The 17,628-nt window shown below is 36.7% G+C and carries 22 protein-coding genes; 10 read left to right on the top strand and 12 right to left on the bottom strand.

What is annotated here, in order from left to right; translation table 11 throughout:
- Positions 1 to 99 precede the first annotated feature (99 nt).
- On the bottom strand, positions 100 to 1,740 hold the full coding sequence (locus MOO44_RS00700) for a peptide ABC transporter substrate-binding protein (protein WP_260116000.1): 1,641 nt from the start codon (positions 1,738 to 1,740) through the stop codon (positions 100 to 102).
- A gap of 40 nt (positions 1,741 to 1,780) precedes the next feature.
- A complete protein-coding gene (locus tag MOO44_RS00695; protein ID WP_260115999.1) occupies positions 1,781 to 2,503 on the bottom strand; it encodes a gamma-glutamyl-gamma-aminobutyrate hydrolase family protein in 723 nt (240 codons plus the stop codon).
- A 365-nt stretch (positions 2,504 to 2,868) separates the two neighbouring features.
- Here MOO44_RS00695 and MOO44_RS00690 point away from each other — a divergent pair, with 365 nt between their 5' ends.
- Both MOO44_RS00690 and MOO44_RS00685 read left to right on the top strand, forming a co-directional pair.
- On the top strand, positions 2,869 to 4,206 hold the full coding sequence (locus tag MOO44_RS00690; protein ID WP_260115998.1) for a dihydrolipoyl dehydrogenase family protein: 1,338 nt from the start codon (positions 2,869 to 2,871) through the stop codon (positions 4,204 to 4,206).
- A 104-nt stretch (positions 4,207 to 4,310) separates the two neighbouring features.
- Positions 4,311 to 4,799 carry a hypothetical protein gene (locus tag MOO44_RS00685; RefSeq protein ID WP_260115997.1) on the top strand — a complete coding sequence of 163 codons (489 nt, stop codon included), beginning with the start codon at positions 4,311 to 4,313 and terminating at the stop codon, positions 4,797 to 4,799.
- Positions 4,800 to 4,828: 29 nt separating this feature from the next.
- Here the strand turns inward: MOO44_RS00685 and MOO44_RS00680 are convergent, their stop codons facing one another.
- A complete protein-coding gene (locus MOO44_RS00680; protein ID WP_260115996.1) occupies positions 4,829 to 5,359 on the bottom strand; it encodes a hypothetical protein in 531 nt (176 codons plus the stop codon).
- Positions 5,360 to 6,036: 677 nt separating this feature from the next.
- Here MOO44_RS00680 and nhaC point away from each other — a divergent pair.
- Positions 6,037 to 7,437: a Na+/H+ antiporter NhaC gene (gene nhaC, locus MOO44_RS00675; RefSeq protein ID WP_260115995.1), complete on the top strand. Its 1,401-nt coding sequence runs from the start codon at positions 6,037 to 6,039 to the stop codon at positions 7,435 to 7,437.
- 52 nt (positions 7,438 to 7,489) lie between these two features.
- On the opposite strand, the gene MOO44_RS00670 is transcribed toward nhaC, so the two are convergent.
- Positions 7,490 to 8,425: an L-lactate dehydrogenase gene (locus MOO44_RS00670; protein WP_260115994.1), complete on the bottom strand. Its 936-nt coding sequence runs from the start codon at positions 8,423 to 8,425 to the stop codon at positions 7,490 to 7,492.
- Positions 8,426 to 8,602: 177 nt separating this feature from the next.
- Positions 8,603 to 9,049, bottom strand: a complete 447-nt coding sequence (locus tag MOO44_RS00665) for a hypothetical protein (protein WP_260115993.1) — start codon at positions 9,047 to 9,049, stop codon at positions 8,603 to 8,605.
- A gap of 184 nt (positions 9,050 to 9,233) precedes the next feature.
- Between MOO44_RS00665 and MOO44_RS00660 the strand changes: the two genes are divergently transcribed.
- A complete protein-coding gene (locus MOO44_RS00660; protein ID WP_260115992.1) occupies positions 9,234 to 9,692 on the top strand; it encodes a hypothetical protein in 459 nt (152 codons plus the stop codon).
- Positions 9,693 to 9,766: 74 nt separating this feature from the next.
- On the opposite strand, the gene MOO44_RS00655 is transcribed toward MOO44_RS00660, so the two are convergent.
- The 4 genes from MOO44_RS00655 to MOO44_RS00640 form a co-directional block, all read right to left on the bottom strand.
- On the bottom strand, positions 9,767 to 10,234 hold the full coding sequence (locus tag MOO44_RS00655) for an Lreu_0056 family protein (protein WP_260115991.1): 468 nt from the start codon (positions 10,232 to 10,234) through the stop codon (positions 9,767 to 9,769).
- Between the two features lie 65 nt (positions 10,235 to 10,299).
- Positions 10,300 to 10,788 (bottom strand): DsbA family protein, encoded by a 489-nt coding sequence (locus MOO44_RS00650; RefSeq protein WP_260115990.1) that lies wholly within the window; start codon positions 10,786 to 10,788, stop codon positions 10,300 to 10,302.
- A gap of 12 nt (positions 10,789 to 10,800) precedes the next feature.
- The gene (locus MOO44_RS00645; protein ID WP_260115989.1) at positions 10,801 to 11,448 is read right to left on the bottom strand and encodes an NAD(P)-dependent oxidoreductase; all 648 of its coding nucleotides are present in this window, start codon (positions 11,446 to 11,448) and stop codon (positions 10,801 to 10,803) included.
- Positions 11,449 to 11,579: 131 nt separating this feature from the next.
- Positions 11,580 to 12,614, bottom strand: coding sequence for an NADH:flavin oxidoreductase/NADH oxidase (locus tag MOO44_RS00640; RefSeq protein WP_260115988.1), 1,035 nt, complete (start codon positions 12,612 to 12,614; stop codon positions 11,580 to 11,582).
- 550 nt (positions 12,615 to 13,164) lie between these two features.
- Here MOO44_RS00640 and MOO44_RS08700 point away from each other — a divergent pair.
- From MOO44_RS08700 to MOO44_RS08690, 3 genes are read left to right on the top strand one after another with little or no spacing between them, the layout of a single operon-like run.
- Positions 13,165 to 13,455: an IS3 family transposase gene (locus MOO44_RS08700; RefSeq protein WP_423802896.1), complete on the top strand. Its 291-nt coding sequence runs from the start codon at positions 13,165 to 13,167 to the stop codon at positions 13,453 to 13,455.
- Positions 13,439 to 13,801, top strand: coding sequence for a DDE-type integrase/transposase/recombinase (locus tag MOO44_RS08695; RefSeq protein ID WP_423802897.1), 363 nt, complete (start codon positions 13,439 to 13,441; stop codon positions 13,799 to 13,801). Before MOO44_RS08700 ends, MOO44_RS08695 begins: the two co-directional genes overlap by 17 nt.
- A complete protein-coding gene (locus MOO44_RS08690) occupies positions 13,770 to 13,904 on the top strand; it encodes an IS3 family transposase (RefSeq protein ID WP_423802895.1) in 135 nt (44 codons plus the stop codon). Before MOO44_RS08695 ends, MOO44_RS08690 begins: the two co-directional genes overlap by 32 nt.
- Here MOO44_RS08690 and MOO44_RS00630 read toward each other — a convergent pair whose 3' ends face one another.
- Entirely contained in the window at positions 13,905 to 14,069 is a 165-nt protein-coding gene (locus MOO44_RS00630) for a hypothetical protein (protein ID WP_260115987.1), read from the bottom strand.
- Between the two features lie 58 nt (positions 14,070 to 14,127).
- Here MOO44_RS00630 and MOO44_RS00625 point away from each other — a divergent pair, with 58 nt between their 5' ends.
- Positions 14,128 to 14,271: a hypothetical protein gene (locus MOO44_RS00625; protein ID WP_260115986.1), complete on the top strand. Its 144-nt coding sequence runs from the start codon at positions 14,128 to 14,130 to the stop codon at positions 14,269 to 14,271.
- A gap of 118 nt (positions 14,272 to 14,389) precedes the next feature.
- On the opposite strand, the gene MOO44_RS00620 is transcribed toward MOO44_RS00625, so the two are convergent.
- Together MOO44_RS00620 and MOO44_RS00615 are read right to left on the bottom strand one after the other, a co-directional pair.
- Entirely contained in the window at positions 14,390 to 14,593 is a 204-nt protein-coding gene (locus tag MOO44_RS00620) for a hypothetical protein (RefSeq protein ID WP_260115985.1), read from the bottom strand.
- Between the two features lie 63 nt (positions 14,594 to 14,656).
- Positions 14,657 to 14,917, bottom strand: a complete 261-nt coding sequence (locus tag MOO44_RS00615; protein WP_260115984.1) for a helix-turn-helix domain-containing protein — start codon at positions 14,915 to 14,917, stop codon at positions 14,657 to 14,659.
- A gap of 150 nt (positions 14,918 to 15,067) precedes the next feature.
- Here MOO44_RS00615 and MOO44_RS00610 point away from each other — a divergent pair, with 150 nt between their 5' ends.
- Together MOO44_RS00610 and MOO44_RS00605 are read left to right on the top strand one after the other, a co-directional pair.
- Positions 15,068 to 15,409: a helix-turn-helix domain-containing protein gene (locus MOO44_RS00610; protein WP_260115983.1), complete on the top strand. Its 342-nt coding sequence runs from the start codon at positions 15,068 to 15,070 to the stop codon at positions 15,407 to 15,409.
- A 436-nt stretch (positions 15,410 to 15,845) separates the two neighbouring features.
- Complete coding sequence (locus MOO44_RS00605) at positions 15,846 to 17,627, top strand: AAA family ATPase (RefSeq protein WP_260115982.1); 1,782 nt, start codon at positions 15,846 to 15,848, stop codon at positions 17,625 to 17,627.
- Position 17,628: the final 1 nt, after the last annotated feature.

Raw genomic sequence — 17,628 nt, 5'->3', positions numbered from 1 at the left:
AAGACCTATTATGGATCCGAGTCTAAATCAGCCTTAATATTACCAATCAACATTAAAGGAAGCCATTCAGTATGAACGGCTTCCTTTAATGTTTTAATGCTATTTTACATATATTTGTGAAAGATCCCAAGTAGGTCCGTTTGGATAGTACTTAATTCCATGGATATTCGACTTGATCACTTCTGGTTGTACTTGTTGGTAAAGTGGAACCACCCCTTGTTGTGATAACAAGATATTATTAGCCTTAACCATGTCATCCCAACGCTTGGCTTCGTTGTTAGCATCGGCTCCGGTTGCGCGATCCATTAAAGCATCGTATTCCGAATTAGACCACTTACCAAAGTTAAGGGCATTATCACTCACCTTAATATTTAGCGGTGAAGTAGGGTCAGTAACCGATGGTGACCATAGACCAACTAAAATTTGGAATTGATTATTCAATGACCGACTAATTTTGGTTGGGTGTGGTAGATTAACGTTGGTAATCTTTAAGCCCGGCAATTTAGATAGTTCACTTTGTAGAAATTCATTGACTGATTTACCAGTGGGGGTATCATCATTCAATAGTTGTAAACTCAACTTCTTGGTGTTAGTTTCTGCCAATCCCTTCTTCCAAAGCCGCTTAGCTTCAGCTAGGTTTCCGGTCGTAGCACTTCGGTTAGTGGAGTAATCAGTAAAGTCCTTCCCCTTGTAGGAGGCTAAGCCCTTTGGCACGATGCCCTTCGCTGGGTATGAACCATCACCTAAGACGTCCTTAGTCAATTGATTCCGATCAATGGCAAGTGAGATTGCTTTGCGAACGTCTAAATTCTTGAACGCCGGCACTTTGGATTGGTTCAAAGCAAGGTAGTAAACACTATCGGTGTTTCGCAAGTGTAATTGGTTACTATTCTTAAAGTGTTCGACCTGTTGCTTACCAGTCAACTGTAATTCATCTAACTTACCGGCTTGATATTGGTTCAAGCCAGTCGTTGGATCCTTAATTACATTGTATTTGATATTATTAACCTTCGTCTTACTTTCATCCCAATAGTAGTTGTTTTTAGTAAGATTCCAACCATCATTACTTCCAGTCCATCCAGTTACCTTAAATGGACCGTTATAAACCGCCTTATGGCTCTCAGTTCCAAACGCCGAACCATACTTTTTAACCACCGCTTTACTCTGTGGGTAAAAGACTGGCAACGTAACTAAATTCTTAAAGTAACTTTCGGGTTTGCTTAAATTGATCACTAGTTTATAGTCGCCATCCGCCTTAACCCCTAATGCAGAAACGGGTTTAGTCTTATTTTTGACTTCATTATAATTTTGGATATGATCTAAGTAATATGCAGATTGAGATGCTGTCTTCGGATCAGCACTCCTTTGAATTCCATAAACAAAGTCCTTAGCAGTGACCGGGGTCCCATTACTCCACTTAGAATGGCGAAGATAAAAGGTATACGTCTTCCCACCGTTAGAGACTTTATAGCTAGTCGCTACTCCTGGGGCCACCTTATTTCCACCATCCAGGGTCAAAAGACCGCGGTAAGCATTGTAAACAATCTGATCACTAACACTATCGACCGCCTTAGAAGGGTCCAACGTAGAGATACTAGCATTACTCATCCAGTCCAGATCCTTTTTACTCCCATTCGTTTCTGAACTACTGTTATTCGAACCACAGGCTGCTAACACCAATGATGATAGTGCCGCAACCACCCCAATTTTCCAAAGTGAGTGCTTTGCCAATCTAATCACATCCTTAACTTTTCAATCCAATTAAAACCGAACTAAGCCACTATTCAGTTACGCGATTTTTAGCATGTGCGAAAAAGTTTTCAAATAATTGTTCTTGTTTTGGATCATGTTCCCAAAGATTTTCAGGATGCCATTGAACTCCTTGGATCAAACCATTTTTTCCTTCGATTGATTCAACCACCCCGTCATCAGCACGGGCAACCACCTTTAGGCCGTTGCCAACTTCAGCAACTGCTTGATGATGTCGAGAATTAACCTTCGTTCGAGTTCCAACTGATTTAGCAAGGTAGCTGTTTGGATCAACGTTAATCATATGGGTTGGGAAATAACCCTTATCCCAGTCAGCAGTATGATTAAGTAATTCATCACCGTTTGGTAGTTGTGAATAAATGTCTTGATAAAGACTCCCACCAAAATAAACGTTGATTGCTTGCATCCCGCGGCAAATACCCAAAACTGGCTTACCGTTAGAGGTTGAATCCCGCAATGCAGTAAATTCAGCTGCATCCCGATTATCATCAGGAACATCGGTGGTCGAAAGCGCCATTTGGTGATAAAGCTTTGGATTAACGTCAATGCCACCCTTAATGATTAAACCGTCAACTTCTTCAATTAAGGCATTCGTTTCTGAAACATTCCCAATTGGTACTGCAACGGGTGTAATCCCATGTGATCTTAATAAGTGAATAATGGCCTTAGGAACGCCGCCCAATGGATCAGTATCATTTGAATATGCATCTGAAGTAACTCCGATTTTCATCATATCAATTCCCCCTCTAAAATATAAAAGACCATCATCAACACAAAAAGTGCTGAGGATGGTCTTTCGCTATGCAATTAGTCTATTAGTTTTGACTTAGACTAGTCGCGATTATAGGATAACCATGGACTAACACTTTTAACTTCAAAACACATCATTTGAATTGAGACTAAAATAATAATAATTGCAGCCATGATTATCCCTCCGATTTAATAATTTATAGTAAATTTAAGTTAAATACACTATATAACATAACATTAGAAAAGTCAAATGTTTTTCTAATTAAATTTCAAGCGCAATTGATTTACTTATTAATTGGTTCTGATAAACTTTTAAGTATGAATATTAACGAAAGCGGGGAAATGAAAATGAGTAATCAATACGATTATGATGTTATTTATCTAGGCGGAGGGGTCGGTGCCGTTAACGGGGCCGTTCCACTCGGTAAGCATGGATACAAGGCCGCCATTATTGAATCCACTGCAATTGGTGGGACCTGCCCTAATTTTGGCTGTACCCCTAAATTTACATTAGACGTCCCAGCCGAACTGGCATACCGGACTAGCCAGTTTCAAACCATCTATGGTGGAAATAAATTGAAGGTTGATTGGTATGAGGATATGCAACGAAAGCATCGCAATATCGATGCTGATCCAGCCGGTGGCATGAAAAAACGCCTCAAAGCAGCAGGAGTAGACGTCATCCATGGCTATGGTAAACTGGTCGATAACCACACATTAGCGGTCAATGGTAAGCATCTAACCACTGATAAAATTGTAATCGCCACTGGCTTAACCCCTAACCATATTGACGTTCCTGGCACTGAGTTAACCCATGATAGCACCCATTTTCTATCAATCGACCACCTTCCAAAACGGTTAACGGTAATCGGAAGTGGCTACGTAGCAATCGAGTTAGCAACGATTGCGAATGAAGCTGGCGCTGATGTAACCATTTTAATGCACCGTGACCGCGTCCTACGTGGCTTTGATTCATTCTTGGTTGATAAGCTAGTTAATAGCTTAAAGCAACGAGGAATGCATTTTGTACCTAATTCCGATATTAAAGCAATTGAAACCCACAACGACGAACTAGTGGTTAAATATCAAGATCAAAAATTAGCAACTGATTACATCCTAGATGCTAGTGGTCGTAATCCAGTCGTGCATAATATTGGTCTTGAAGAAGTGGGTGTAGAATATGATGAACATGGGATTAAGGTAAATGACCACCTGCAAACAAGTGTTGATAATATTTATGCGGATGGAGATGTAATTAACCTGGGCAAACCAGAGCTATCACCCGTTGCTACCTTTGAAAGTAAGTATCTAACCAAGCAATTCATCGGTGAAACAACCGCAGCAATTGAATTTCCACCAATGCCAACGAACGTCTTTGCTTCGCCACGGTTGGCATCAGTCGGTGTTAACCCAGAAGCTGTGGAGCAAGACGCCAACTACCGGGTTCAACGATCGGTCCTATCTGGCGAAATGTACTATAAAGCCTCTGGGCAAACCGTGGCCGCTAGAACATTAGTCTTTGATAAAGATGATTTCTTAGTGGGTGCTAGTGAGTTAAGTGACCAGGCTGAAGATGCAATCGAAATTTTAAACATGGTAATTTCGTGGCACATTAGTCGCAAGCAAATCCAAGGATTAATTAACATTTTCCCTTCGTTAGGCAGTAACATCTTAACTAGTTTTTAACAAATTAGCATCAAAATATTAAAAATAGTCATTCTTGGTTTATGTAGACTGCTATTAATGATATGATTATAGTTATCTTGTAATAAAAAGGAATGAATTAATACATGCGTAAATCTAAAATTATGGGTTTAATTATGGTTTTAGCTTCATCGCTCACATTAGCCGCTTGTCAAAATAACAATCACGAAAAGGCCCCTAAGAAGAGTAGCTTACCAGCTACCTACTTCTCATCTGCTAATTCCGAATCCACACAGAATCAAAAACAACAAATTGCCATTAATAACTTCGTAAGTTCATTAAAGAAAAACTACAAGAAGTTATTTAAGGTCTCTTATGATGAGGGGACCGATACTGCTAAGTTAGTTCCGATTAGTAAGGACCTTAAGCAGATCATTAAGTTAAGTAACCAAAACAATTCTGAAGGAATTAAGGCCTGGGATAGTTTTGTTTCGGGACTCCAAAAGACTTCCGCTAATGTGGCTAAGCAGACTAAGGACAAGAACTTTAAGATTAACATGACTGATTACAGCAATCAGGATAAGGTGCTCTACTCAGTTCAAAATGGAAAAGTACTTACAAATGCTTATAAATAATAAAAAAACTAGCCAAATGGCTAGTTTTTTTATTTACCAATTTCAGAACCAACGTTTTTTTGCTTAATGGTATAAGAATAATCCTTAGCAACTGGCTTTTTAGTATAGACCTGGACTTCGCCATAATTTTCATACGCTTTTAAGACCGGTTGCATTTTACCCTTAATCTTCATCTTACTAACCCAATAGGCGGGCAGCTGATCTACAATGTCACTCCCCTGATTAAAAGTATATGTGGTTCCTGCCTGACCATCACCCTTAAGCACCTTTTTAAACAATAGTTTGTTAGACCCAGTGCCCTTAGGTAGATACCCAGTATCGTAATCGTATTTAATTTGATGTGTTTTGGCATTGTACTTAGAATAAGAGCCGGTAATTACATATTGATTTGAGATGTAAATCAATTCACGGCTGTTTTTCAGGTTTGCACCATACCAAGTCCCATGATAAGACGTTGGGACGGTCTTAGTTATCTGCATTTTAGCGGAAGCAGAAATTGATGGAATCGATGAAATTCCCACCACTGCGGCTAAAGCAATCACTACCCACTTAAATTTCAAAGTTAGCCCCCTGTTTAAATTATTTCCAATCAAAGTTAATACCGTTATTCTACATGATGGTGATTTTAATTTAAACACTAGTAATTAAACTTTAATAATTGTATCTAATAATTGAAATATTTTTAATGTTAATGATAAAATGTAAACGTACTTTAGTTTATTAATTAATGCCATATCACCTCAAACCATTTAAAATCTCTTTATAATTAATTATAGTTGTTCAGATTAATAGATTAAAGTATAACGTCAATTACCGTTTGGTAATTGGCGTTTTTAGTTTTGATAAAAGAATCGGTTGCATTTAATCAAAACTGTGATAATATTATAGTTAATTTAATAAATATTTAATTTTAATTAATTAGGTCGTTATCTGGGCGTCAGAAAGTCGGTGGTTGCTGCGAACCGATCAGGGTAGCTGATTCGAAATACATTAAAGCACCATTTAAACCGGATAATAACTAGATCCGTTACCATCTAGTGAGATGACATTTATTATGTCAAAATGGGTGGTACCGCGGTCGTCCACATCGTCCCAATTGCATTTATTGCAATTGGGACTTTTTTGTTTTAAGGAGGAGTTAAAATGTTAAACCTGCATCATTGCGGTGGAATCGTTCGATATCAAAATGATTACTTTCATTAAATTTAGCTTAATCAAATAGAGAGGATCATTTATCATGAAAAATAAAAAACCAGAACTAACCTTAACTGAAAGCATTATTATTCTAATCGGAATCCTTGCCCTCATGGCAGTTGGAATCATTGGATTACATATCTCACCAGAAGTGCCCATCCTATTTGGCATCATGGTCTTAATTTTCTGGGCTAAGTGGCGTGGCTTTTCTTGGGATCACATTAACGAGAGTTTCATTGTTGGTATTAAATCAGGGATTTTACCACTATTTATCTTTTTATTAATTGGATCACTAATCGGACTTTGGATTGCTACCGGCATTATTCCAACCCTAATGGTTTACGGATTTCATTTAATCAACGTGAACTGGTTCCTCCCATCAGTGTTTGTAATCTGTGGTGCAATGGGCGCCGTAATTGGAAGTGCCTTTACAGTTTGTTCAACCCTCGGAATTGCATTCATGGGGATTGGTCTAACCTTAGGCGTGGATCCAGCAATGACTGCTGGTGCCATTTTATCGGGAGCCGTCTTCGGTGACAAAGCATCCCCACTCTCAGTCTCCACGAACGTAGCTGCTTCAGTCGTTCATGCTAATCTAATTGATCACATTAAAAACTTAATGTGGTCAACCATTCCAGCTAGTATCGTTGCATTTATCATGTACACGTTTTTAGGTCGGCATACCGGCCATGCTAACTTTGCTAGTGTGAACCAAACCATCAGTGTGTTACAACACCATTTTATCATTTCACCAGTTGCGCTAATTCCAGTCTTTTTATTGTTCATCTGTGCATGGATTAAGATTCCAACCATTCCGACCCTATTTATTAACCTATTGGTATCAGGAATCATGGGATTACTACGGATGCCTGGACTCAACCTCATTAAAATTAACAACGTAATTCAAAACGGATTCGTTTCACAAACCGGTGACAAGCGGGTAGATATGCTGTTGACCCGGGGTGGCATTGCTGGAATGATGGGGACCGTTGCTTTAATCTTTGTTGCCCTATCAATTGGGGGGCTCCTGATTAACCTAGGGATCATTAAAGCCATCATGGTCCCATTGACCAGTCACTTACGCTCCACCGCTTCGTTGATTATTTCGGTAATCATTACCTGTTTGGGAGTGAACTTCTTCATTGGAGAACAATTTCTTTCATTGATCTTGCCAGGTGAATCATTCGCAAAGGCATTTAAGGAGCATAATTTAGCCCCAGTTGCATTGAGCCGGGCACTAGAAGATGGTGGAACCGCATTAACGTACCTCATTCCATGGGGGGTTGCCGGAAGCTTCGTGACCGCTACTCTAGGGGTTCCAACCATTGCATACCTTCCATTTGTATTTCTAAGTTTATTTTCACCAGTCTTTTCCATTTTAAGTGCCGTAACCGGGTTTCAAATTAAGCACATTCATACCCCTGAAAAAACAACTACTAAGTAATTAAAAGCCCAACCTATCAAGATAATAATAGGTTGGGCTTTTTTAATTACTGCTATTCCATGCTAGCAATGGTGTCATCAAAACGCGTCTTGATGTAGTTTGCAGATGCCTGCAATTTTTTCTTTTCTTCATCCGTTAAATTCAATTTATCTTGTTCCACCACACCATCACGCCCCACAATTGCTGGGTATGATAAGTAGGTTTGATATTCCTCATTCCAATTGGAAACTGGTAGTTCAGCATGGGCATCACTTAAGATAACCTTGGTCAATCGAACTGCAGCAGAAGCAATCCCATAGTTGGTATAATGTTTCCCATGGTAAACGGTGTATCCACCGGCTCTTGCGACCTCATCTAAATCAGCAAGATCCACGTTGCGTTCCTTTGCAACTTCTTCTACTGGCCGGCCTAACGCCTTAACGGTCGACCAAGCGGTAAATTGGGAATTCCCATGTTCACCAAGGTTATAACCACCAACCGAACGGGGATCAATATGTAATTCCGATGAAACCGCACGGCGCATTCGTGATGAATCAAGCAACGTTCCGGTTCCCATCACCCGATGCTTAGGAAACCCAGTGAATTTTTGGTACATCATTGTAATTACATCACAAGGATTAGTAATATCGATTAATACCCCATGAAATCCCGATGCTTTCAGTTTTTCACTTACGTCGCGAACTGCATTCTTCGTAAATGGCAGTTCAATAAACCGATCGTGTTCTTTATTATCCTTTTGTAGTGAAATTTTACCAACTGCTGAAACAACTACGTCAGCATCCTTTAATGCTGAATAATCATTCACCGTAATGTTAGTATGTTCCGGTAAGTTAGAAAGCGCATCTTGAAAATCAGTCGCATCTGCTTGGACCTTGTTTTCATTAGTATCAATTAATACCAAATCATCAGCCACACCATCTACTACCATATGATGGGCAACGGCTGCACCTACGTTCCCCATTCCAATTACGCCTACTTTTCTTGTCATATGTATCCACTCCTTTGTTTAATCACAACAGTGTTCTAAGTATACCATTTCATCTAATAATTTCAACATTAAATTCTAATCTATTTTTAATTAATGAACAATCATATTTTACATTAATAATCACTGAAGCGGATTTAACTAAAAATAGCTTACTATTAACGCTAGTAAGCTATTTGATTAAGCTGGTGAAATCCATAAATTCAGCCAGAAGCACATGATTGTCATTAATTGGAATAAAAGGGCCCACCGGTACCAGTTAGCATTATTTCGTCTTAATGTAAACATTAAATCAACTAGCGTCAAAATGATACTTCCCCATTGAGCAACCATCAAGCTAGCCTGCATCAAATCATTGAATTTCCCCTCATTTACCACTAGGCTAATGCCAACCAGTGCAAATGCAATAAAAATTAGGCCCAACCAGTTAATTCCCCTTAATAGCAACGGGGAATTCCGTTGATCAGTTAGTTGCTTTCCAATGTTGGAATTAAGCAACCAGTTAACCATTAGCCCCATCGCAATTAAACAGCCAATTAACAAAAAATCAGCAATTGGCGCTGGCGGAACCTCGGGGATGTTTCCATGGGTCAAACTAGTTGGCAAACTAACTCGTAAAAAAGTCACAATTACAAAGCTTGCCCCCATATTAACGACTAAACTCAGGATATACCTACCAATAATTTTGAATTTGATGATTATCATTCCATTCTATTGCGTATTATCTTAATATGATACATTTTAGATCTATCTTTTTAATCACTGATCATTTAAAATTATTAATATATTAATAATTAACAGGAATGATCAAATGGCTAAATGGTACTTAGTTTCACAAAATCAAAGCTATCAATACGAGTTTGCAAAGCAAATTTTATGGTCACCACAAAGAAACCGTGATGGTAGTCAATCCAATTCGTACGAATGCATGCAAAACATTAAAACAGGCGACATCATTATAAATGTCCACCACCAACATATCATGGGGATCAGCATTGCAATCAGTGATTCATATGCTGCTGCTAAACCCGCTGAATTTCACAAATATATCTGGGGGCAAGCGGGTTGGCAAGTTGATTTAAAAATGCATCATTTAAAAATCCCCCTCGCTCCGGAACGGGAATTTTTTGCTAACCCTAACCACAAACGAGCTGATCATGATGCCTTTAACAAACATGGTAACATTAATCAAGCCTACCTTTTTGAATTAAGCCCCAGTGAAATTTCCCACATTAAGGATTTAGTTTTGGCATTCTTATTAGATTTTTAACCCAAAATAACCGGTAACCATTTAATCACAAATGGTTACCGGCTATTTTTCAATTAGACCTATCAATAGTGATCCTACCAAGTACTATTCTTAATTATTCGGTCGTAGCGATTTACCTTTGATCGCTGTTTATGATTTCCATAGTAATGCTTCTTCAAATTACTTACGGTTGTATGGTGGGTAAGCACTTTAGCTCCAGCAACTCCACCATTTTTAGTCGGTTCCAAAGAATGATAAGTCACTAGATTACCATGCACCTTAAAATAGGTATCAGCAGTCCCATCACCATTAACCGTTAGCCAATGATCACCGCGGAGCTTTTTAGTAAACTTGGTCTTGTTATAGTAACTCCAAAAGTGAATAAATTGATTATTCATGTAACCATATTTTTGTTTTAACGCAACCATAATGCCAATCTTTTTAGTGGTAACACGATCAGTCCCGTTTGCTGATGCAATCACATCATTATTGGTTAATCCGGTCAATGGAAGCCCCACCAACAAAAGCGCAATCAACGTTAATCGCCCCATATTATTATTCAAGTCTTCCGCCCCCAGTCTAGTTACCAAAAATTCTAGGCGTTCAATCGCTAACTGTCAATTAAAAATTATAACTCAGGTAACCGATAGTGATAACTATCATGCCAATTGCCATCAATGATAATCGTAGGAATTCCACGGACGCCAGCGCTTTTTAATTCGAGGGTCGTATTTATAATGTCGGAATCATCATTGTGCGTTACGACCCCATATTCAGATTGTAAATATTTGGGAACTGCTTCTACTGAATAGCGTTTGAAATCATTTTGATTTTGAATTAATTTTTTTACAAATTCAAAAGCCATCTCCGGATGCTTAAAATCAATGAATTGGTGAGCAATGTTGCCAATTAGCAACGCCGGTTTATTAACAGTCCAAAACTTGATGTGCAAAGCTAACCGTCCAGCATCCATGGCGCTTTGAATCGTTTTGAAATTGCGGCGCCACCACTGTTTACAATAACGACAACTTAAATTCATCACCACCGTTAGTTGGTGCGGTGCATTTGGATTGCCTAAATTCAACGTGTCATGATCATTAATTGGTATTTCAGCCATGTTTATGCCTCCCTATTCCTCTGCCACCGTAAATCTAGCCATATGGTGAGCAGGTTTTTCAACCTCATCAATCACGGCTTTGCCTAACGTTGCATATGAAATCCGTGATTGCCCAGCACTATTCCGTAAGACATGGTTCGCTCCCACTTGATATTTAGTTACCGGACCTTCATAAACATCAATTGCCGGTGAAATACCCAGCCAATTCACGTCTTTAATTGTCCGTAAAAAAAGATACTCGTTCAATTGTTCATTGAATAACGGTAGGTACGGATTCATCATGGGCACGTTTTTTAAGTCCTGCATTAACAAGTGTTCATAACGATGCCCCGTCAACAGACTATTAGCACCCAAGATAAAAATTAATTTTGGTGCATGCGTTTCACGAAACATCGCCACTAACTTAGTGGCTAAATCAACTTGTCGATATGCTTGCTCCGGTTTCGGTAAATAGGCATCAATAATTACATCAAAATGTTCTAATTGTTCCTTAATTAGTTCCATTGGATCACCAGCAATTAACGGTGTGGTCTGCCCAAATAATTGAATTGCCTTATCAGCATCATCATCAATTGCCGTCATTTGATTCCCGGTTTGGGTTCCCTGGCGCATGATTGCATTTCCCGTTAGGGTGGTTGCCCCCATCACTGCAATGTTCATTGTTATCGCTCCTTCATATTATTTGCAATTAAAAATAAATTATAAATAATAAATAATGTATTTTTTATAATTAAAAATAAAAAAGAAAGAATTTATTATTAAATTCCTTCTTTAGTTCAAAAGCAGCCGAACTACTTTTGTCCTCGTTGATAAGAACCATTATAGGCCTTAAAATCATGATCATGTAGCTGCTTAGCAGCGTCACTTAGCCAATTGGTATTTCTGAGTAATGCCCGGCCCTCAAGAATTAAATCAGCCTGATGATTTTGTAAAATATATTCACATAGTCCAGGATTATCTAATAACCCCACCGTCGATACTGGAATCGAAACCGCAGCTTTCAATTCAGTGGCAAACGGAGTTTGATAGCCATCATGAACCGGCAAATTTGGGGCTTTATTAATCAGACCACCCGTGGAGACATCGATTAAATCAATCCCATCAGCTTCAAGCCACTTGCCAACTTGTTTCCAATCATCGATTGTGTTCTGCACTCCGGTCTCATCATAGTCAGTCAGAGACAAGCGAATCCATAACGAGCCGTTAAATCGTGCTCTGATTTCAGTAACGATTTCATGAACTAACCGGTAGCGATTTTTAAGTGAGCCACCATATTCATCGGTCCGGTGATTGGTCAAGGCAGAAAGAAATTGATCTAATAGGTAGCCATGTGCCCCATGAATTTCAAGCATATCAACCCCGGCCCGCTGTGCCCGCTCAGCAGCCTTCACAAACGCAGCTTTAATTTCCTTAATTTCAGGGCGGTCTAATTCATGTGGTTTGGAATAGTCAGCGCTGTATTGCAGTAGACTGGGTGCAGAAACAATTTCAGCATCCTCAGCCTTCCGTCCAGCATGGTTTAATTGCACCCCGACCTTCGTACCAAACGAATGCAGCCAATCCACTAATTCTGATAACTTATCAGCCTGTTCTTCATTCCAAAGCCCCAGGTCCCTGTCCGAAATTCTGCCATTTGGTAACACAGCGGTGGCTTCAGTAATCACCATCCCCACCTTTGCAAGTGCTCTGGCGCCATAGTGAACGAAGTGAAACGGTTCTAACACTCCATCCCTTTTTTGAACAGAATACATGCACATTGGTGACATTACTACCCGGTTATTCAACTCTAGATTAGCAATCTTTACTGGTGATAATAATAAACTCAATCGTATCAGTCCTTTCAAATCCTTACTAAAGTATAGCAAAGGCGAATTATAATTGCTAACATTTAAATAGATTAAAATAAAGGACAGTCAAAGGGACAGTCAATTGCTAGAGAGCAATATACATAATTATTAAACTGATTCTATACTAAATAATGGTACAGCAAATCCTTAGGTTTTGTGAGATAATATCATTTAAAATGGGATTTTTTAATTTGTCTAATTATTCAAAAAGGTATTCAAAAAAATTCAAAGATAGCATCGTAAAGATGCATAATGACGAAAATCGTTCTATGATCTAAATTTCAAGAGAATATGGTATGACCGTAAACTCTATTGCTAAATGATTCAAGGATCAAAAAGTAATTTCAACTGAAGACGGTAACGTCACGAATGCAGAATTTAGAGCCCTTAAAAAGCAATTAGCGCAAGTTGAAGCGGAACGTGATATTTTAAAAGTTGCTGCGATAATTCTTGGCAAAAAATAACCAGAGTTAAAGGACTGAAGCTAATTGAGCAGCTCCAAAAGAATGGTTATCGCATTACTAGCATTTTGAGAGCAATCGGGCTGCCGCGGCGAACCTACTATAACTGGAAGCATTATCAGGCGAGTAGTCGCCGCAAGAAAGACGAAGTAATTAAGCCTAAAATTAATGAAATTTGGCAAAATAACTATAAAGTTTATGGCGCACCGCATTTACGTGTTTCCCTGAGGACAACTTGTGGAATCAAGATTGGGACGTGGAGAGTAAAACGATTAATGAATGAATTAAATATTCACTCGTTAATGATTAGACGGTTTAAGAAACAAGGTACGCAAGTTGATTATGCCCAAACGACCTAATTTAATTAAAAAGTTAACCCGTTCTAAATCAGTTTGGCGAGCAGATATTACTTATCTAGAGCTTAAACCAGGAACATGGGTTTATTTAGGTACGGCCTTTGATGACCAGTCTTCTAACGTGTTAGCTTACAAAATTTCTAAGTCAATGACGAGTGAGTTAGTTAAATCAACTATTATTGATGCACTTAGGGACAAAAAATATTTACATTCAGATATGGGCAGTCAATATACGATTTCTCAATTTGAGAAGGTCCTTAAAGTCAATCATATCCGCCAATCTTATTCTAAGAAGGGCAATCCATACGATAGTCCCATTGAAGCCATTTCAATCGTTACTCAAACGTGAGTTTGCCCTTTTGACCCGTTTCAATAGTTATGAATATGTAGTAGTTAGAACATCGAACTATATTCACTGGTACAATACGAATCGAATCAGCATTAAAGTTTAATTATTTTTGTGCCATAACTTTAAATAAGAGCACGGAGGCTTTTTTTGTTGTATTTTTCTTTATAGGCGAAATAAATAATTCGACATAGTGCCGACCATTTATTTCCATATTAGAAGCTATTCCTATAACTCTTTTTGAATCATTATCCAAATATTTGAAGTCCATAATTGAAATGCTCCTTTTTTATATATAATTTAATTACTCCACGAAGGGAGGTGAAAATATGACATCTGAAGAATTTGATACAAAACTCGATAAGTACTACAAAGAATCACATGATGAATTAAAAGATGAATTTAAGCAAAAGTTAGCAGAACTAGAAAAAATTCACTTTCTAATTTTGATGAATACAGTTCAGAAGCTATAAACACGCAAATAGCAAAACAGTTTTCTAAACTTTCAGATGCATCGTATCAAGCTACCAATATTGAAGCTGAATTCAAGTTCAAACTATTAAAAGAAATCATGAAGAAGTTCTTAGTTGATTAAATTGTTAAATGCACTTTTAACAATTTAATTTGTACTTTCATCGATAGCCCTAGCGATGTTTTCGTTAGAGCTTTTTTATCTAAATATTTAACAATTTCAAGAATTGCCAATGATCTTTCAGCCTCTTTATCAGCGTCATATGCAATACTTTCTCTTCTTAATTTTTTAATTTCATTTTCTAGAATGCTTTTGTATTCCATTCAATTAACCTCCTTTCAATGAATTAGCTGAACGTTTAGTTTTCAAAGAGCGATTGCGATTGCCTATGTTATCATACCATTCCCTTTTGGCAACGATTGGTTAAAAATAAATAAGCGGTTAAAATCTTCGCTTGAAAGATTTAAAGAATTCAATAGTTTGCCAATAGTTGTTGCTGACATTCCTCTCTTACCATTCATAAAATGACAAACCGTTGATACATTAACTCCCATCAATGAATCCAATTCAGCATTGGATAAATTCTTCTTTTTCATTATTGCTTTTAATTCATCACTTTTAGGAACCATCCGTTCTTCTGAATTCATTTGTAATCACCTCTTTTTCTTGATTACAAATTATATTATATACCCTTTTGACAAAAGGCAATATTTTTTGTTGCAAAAAGGCAAAAAATATTGTGAAAATTGCCAATAGGCAATAAAATATAATAAATAAATGTGATAGGAGGCTACGTTATGGAATTTGGTGAAAAGCTGAAACAGCTTAGAAAAGACAATGGATATGGGGTTAATCAATTAGCTATCCAGTCTGGCGTAAGTGCCTCTCAAATATCTAGAATTGAAAATAACAAAAGAAAGCCTAAAATTGATACTCTTAGAAAATTGGCTAAAGGTTTAAGAATTCCAGAAGGTGATATGTTCAAACTTGCAGGAATTAGTAATGATGAACAACTAAACGACAAATTATCATTTGATATTGAAGAAGCCTTAGATAATGATGACTATATGACCTATGGTGGTCGTCCACTTACTGATGATGAAAAGAAGTTGCTAACCAAGATACTGCGAGATGATTAAATGGTTGATGAATTGATACAAGCTATGCTTGACTATGCATGGAATCACAAGATTGGATTTGCGCTTTCTAGAGAGCCAAACAATCAAATGCGATCACTGGCATTTGCAGAAAGTAACCTAATTTTTATTAACTTGAATTGGCACAATCATCAGGAATTGCAATTCTTCATATCCCATGAAATTGGGCATGTATTGAACAGCAACAACTATGCCCTGTATCAATTATAAATCTGCTAAATATTCGCTTAAATAAGAACATGATGCTGATATCAAGGGCGTAGACATACTTCTGCCAGAATATTTTAAATTGCTTGGCGATGACTATTCATCAGATAATATTGATCCAATCATGAAGCAACTATGCATCCCCACTGAATGCGCTGAAGAAGTTGCTAGGATAGCTAAAAATAAAATTTGGTACGAATAAGGAGAAAAAATGAAAATATCATCAGTAAGAATAGATAATTTTAGACAATTAAAAAACATAGAAGATTTTGATATAGGAAATAAATTAACAGTAATATCTGGCCCAAATGGTATTGGAAAATCAAGTATATTATCGTTAATTTCTTCTTCATGCGGAACAAAGGACAAGAGAATTGAAAATGTAGATTTTCAACCAGATTTTAATGACTATTTTTATATTTCTAAAAATGAAAATTATAAAGATTATCGAGTATTTATAAGTTTTACTGAAGAAAATGTTACATTCAAAAAGAAAATTAGAGTTAAAAATGATAGTGGTTCTAAAAGAGGTATAAGAGTACTACCTCAAACATATAAAATGAATGATGATGAAACAATAAAAGCTGCTGGAGAAAATTTATATAATAATCTAGGAATTGGTGCGACAGCAAGGGTTCCTTTACCATCGATATATCTAAGTATGTCAAGACTTTTCCCATTAGGTGAAAGTAATATAACTATAAAAGACATTAATCCTAGAAATAAAATTATGAAGGATGGCTTATCTAATGATTACAGAGATTTATATAACTCTGTAATCCCAAATTCAATAAACAGTGATGCTAGTATGGATTTCATAACAAAAGAGGCTACACAAAAAACTAAGTTAAATATGAAGATAAATAATACAATTGCCAATACACAGTCTGTAGGGCAAGATAATCTATCTTACATCATTTCAGCAATAATTAGTTTTTATAACTTAAAAATGCAAAAGGGAGATGAGTATAAAGGAGGAGTTCTTTGCATTGATGAAATAGATTCATCACTTCATCCTGGAGCTTTGGATTCTTTAATTTCCTTACTAATCGAGATATCTGATAAACTTAATTTACAAATAATACTAACAACACATTCTTTATTGGTACTAAAAAAAATAATCGAACTACAGAATGAGAATAGTGACGATTATAAATTAGTTTATTTTTCTGATACCTCTTTACCAAGTTTATCTAAATACACTGATTACGAGTTGCTTAAATCTGATCTATTTGATAAAAGCACTTTTGAAAGGCCACCACTAAAGGTATACTGTGAGGATTCTTTTGGAGCGGAAGTTTTTGGAATATTCTTCGACATAATTAATAAAGTTGATCCAAAATTATTATCTGAAAACGAAATTCTTCAAAGAACGAAATTGGATATTTTTCCATTGGGTCTTGGTAAAGAACAACTTAAGAACATGCGAAAAAGCGATAAGTATTTTAAAAAAGTATTAATTGTTCTTGATGGTGATGCGAGATTAAAAAACGGAAAGGGATATAATAACATATTGGACGTTAATGATACACAAATGTATCCAAATGATGAAAATACATGTAATCCGCATGCTAATAATATATTATATTTACCATCTTTTTTACCTCCAGAGTTATTTTTATTCGAATTGGTAAAAGACTATGTTGACAACCCAATTAAACACACGCAATTTTGGAATACAGTTAAAAGTAATAGTGACACTGCTTTATTAAATATAAGTCATGTGAAAAAAGATCTTCATATAGATGATGAAAACGTTAGCTTCAAACCGAGTGGAAAAAATAATGGAGGATTAATTAACAGAAGTATCTATTTACATGAAAACAAAGATTTTCAAAAAAATATAATTAATTTTGTTAAAAAGACAAGCATTTTAGTTGATTACTATAAAAATTCTAAAGATGGAAAAAATCAAATTAATGAATATTATAAACATTTAATAATTGCAATAAAAGATTCTTCAAATAAAAAAGTTTCAGATTTTTTTAATTAGT

It is taken from the genome of Nicoliella spurrieriana, from assembly GCF_023380205.1.
In the GTDB taxonomy this organism is placed as follows: domain Bacteria; phylum Bacillota; class Bacilli; order Lactobacillales; family Lactobacillaceae; genus Nicoliella; species Nicoliella spurrieriana.
The sequence above is the reverse complement of the archived record's forward strand: the minus strand, read 5'-3'. Positions and strand labels throughout refer to the sequence as shown.

Excerpts from the sequence above, each read along its gene's own strand:
- MOO44_RS00695 (WP_260115999.1), bottom strand. The coding sequence starts at position 2,503 with ATGATGAAAATCGGAGTTACTTCAGATGCATATTCAAATGATACTGAT.
- MOO44_RS00690 (WP_260115998.1), top strand. The coding sequence starts at position 2,869 with ATGAGTAATCAATACGATTATGATGTTATTTATCTAGGCGGAGGGGTC.
- MOO44_RS00685 (WP_260115997.1), top strand. The coding sequence starts at position 4,311 with ATGCGTAAATCTAAAATTATGGGTTTAATTATGGTTTTAGCTTCATCG.
- nhaC (WP_260115995.1), top strand. The coding sequence starts at position 6,037 with ATGAAAAATAAAAAACCAGAACTAACCTTAACTGAAAGCATTATTATT.
- MOO44_RS00670 (WP_260115994.1), bottom strand. The coding sequence starts at position 8,425 with ATGACAAGAAAAGTAGGCGTAATTGGAATGGGGAACGTAGGTGCAGCC.
- MOO44_RS00660 (WP_260115992.1), top strand. The coding sequence starts at position 9,234 with ATGGCTAAATGGTACTTAGTTTCACAAAATCAAAGCTATCAATACGAG.
- MOO44_RS00650 (WP_260115990.1), bottom strand. The coding sequence starts at position 10,788 with ATGGCTGAAATACCAATTAATGATCATGACACGTTGAATTTAGGCAAT.
- MOO44_RS00645 (WP_260115989.1), bottom strand. The coding sequence starts at position 11,448 with ATGAACATTGCAGTGATGGGGGCAACCACCCTAACGGGAAATGCAATC.
- MOO44_RS08695 (WP_423802897.1), top strand. The coding sequence starts at position 13,439 with ATGCCCAAACGACCTAATTTAATTAAAAAGTTAACCCGTTCTAAATCA.
- MOO44_RS00630 (WP_260115987.1), bottom strand. The coding sequence starts at position 14,069 with ATGGACTTCAAATATTTGGATAATGATTCAAAAAGAGTTATAGGAATA.
- MOO44_RS00625 (WP_260115986.1), top strand. The coding sequence starts at position 14,128 with ATGACATCTGAAGAATTTGATACAAAACTCGATAAGTACTACAAAGAA.
- MOO44_RS00620 (WP_260115985.1), bottom strand. The coding sequence starts at position 14,593 with ATGGAATACAAAAGCATTCTAGAAAATGAAATTAAAAAATTAAGAAGA.
- MOO44_RS00615 (WP_260115984.1), bottom strand. The coding sequence starts at position 14,917 with ATGAATTCAGAAGAACGGATGGTTCCTAAAAGTGATGAATTAAAAGCA.
- MOO44_RS00610 (WP_260115983.1), top strand. The coding sequence starts at position 15,068 with ATGGAATTTGGTGAAAAGCTGAAACAGCTTAGAAAAGACAATGGATAT.
- MOO44_RS00605 (WP_260115982.1), top strand. The coding sequence starts at position 15,846 with ATGAAAATATCATCAGTAAGAATAGATAATTTTAGACAATTAAAAAAC.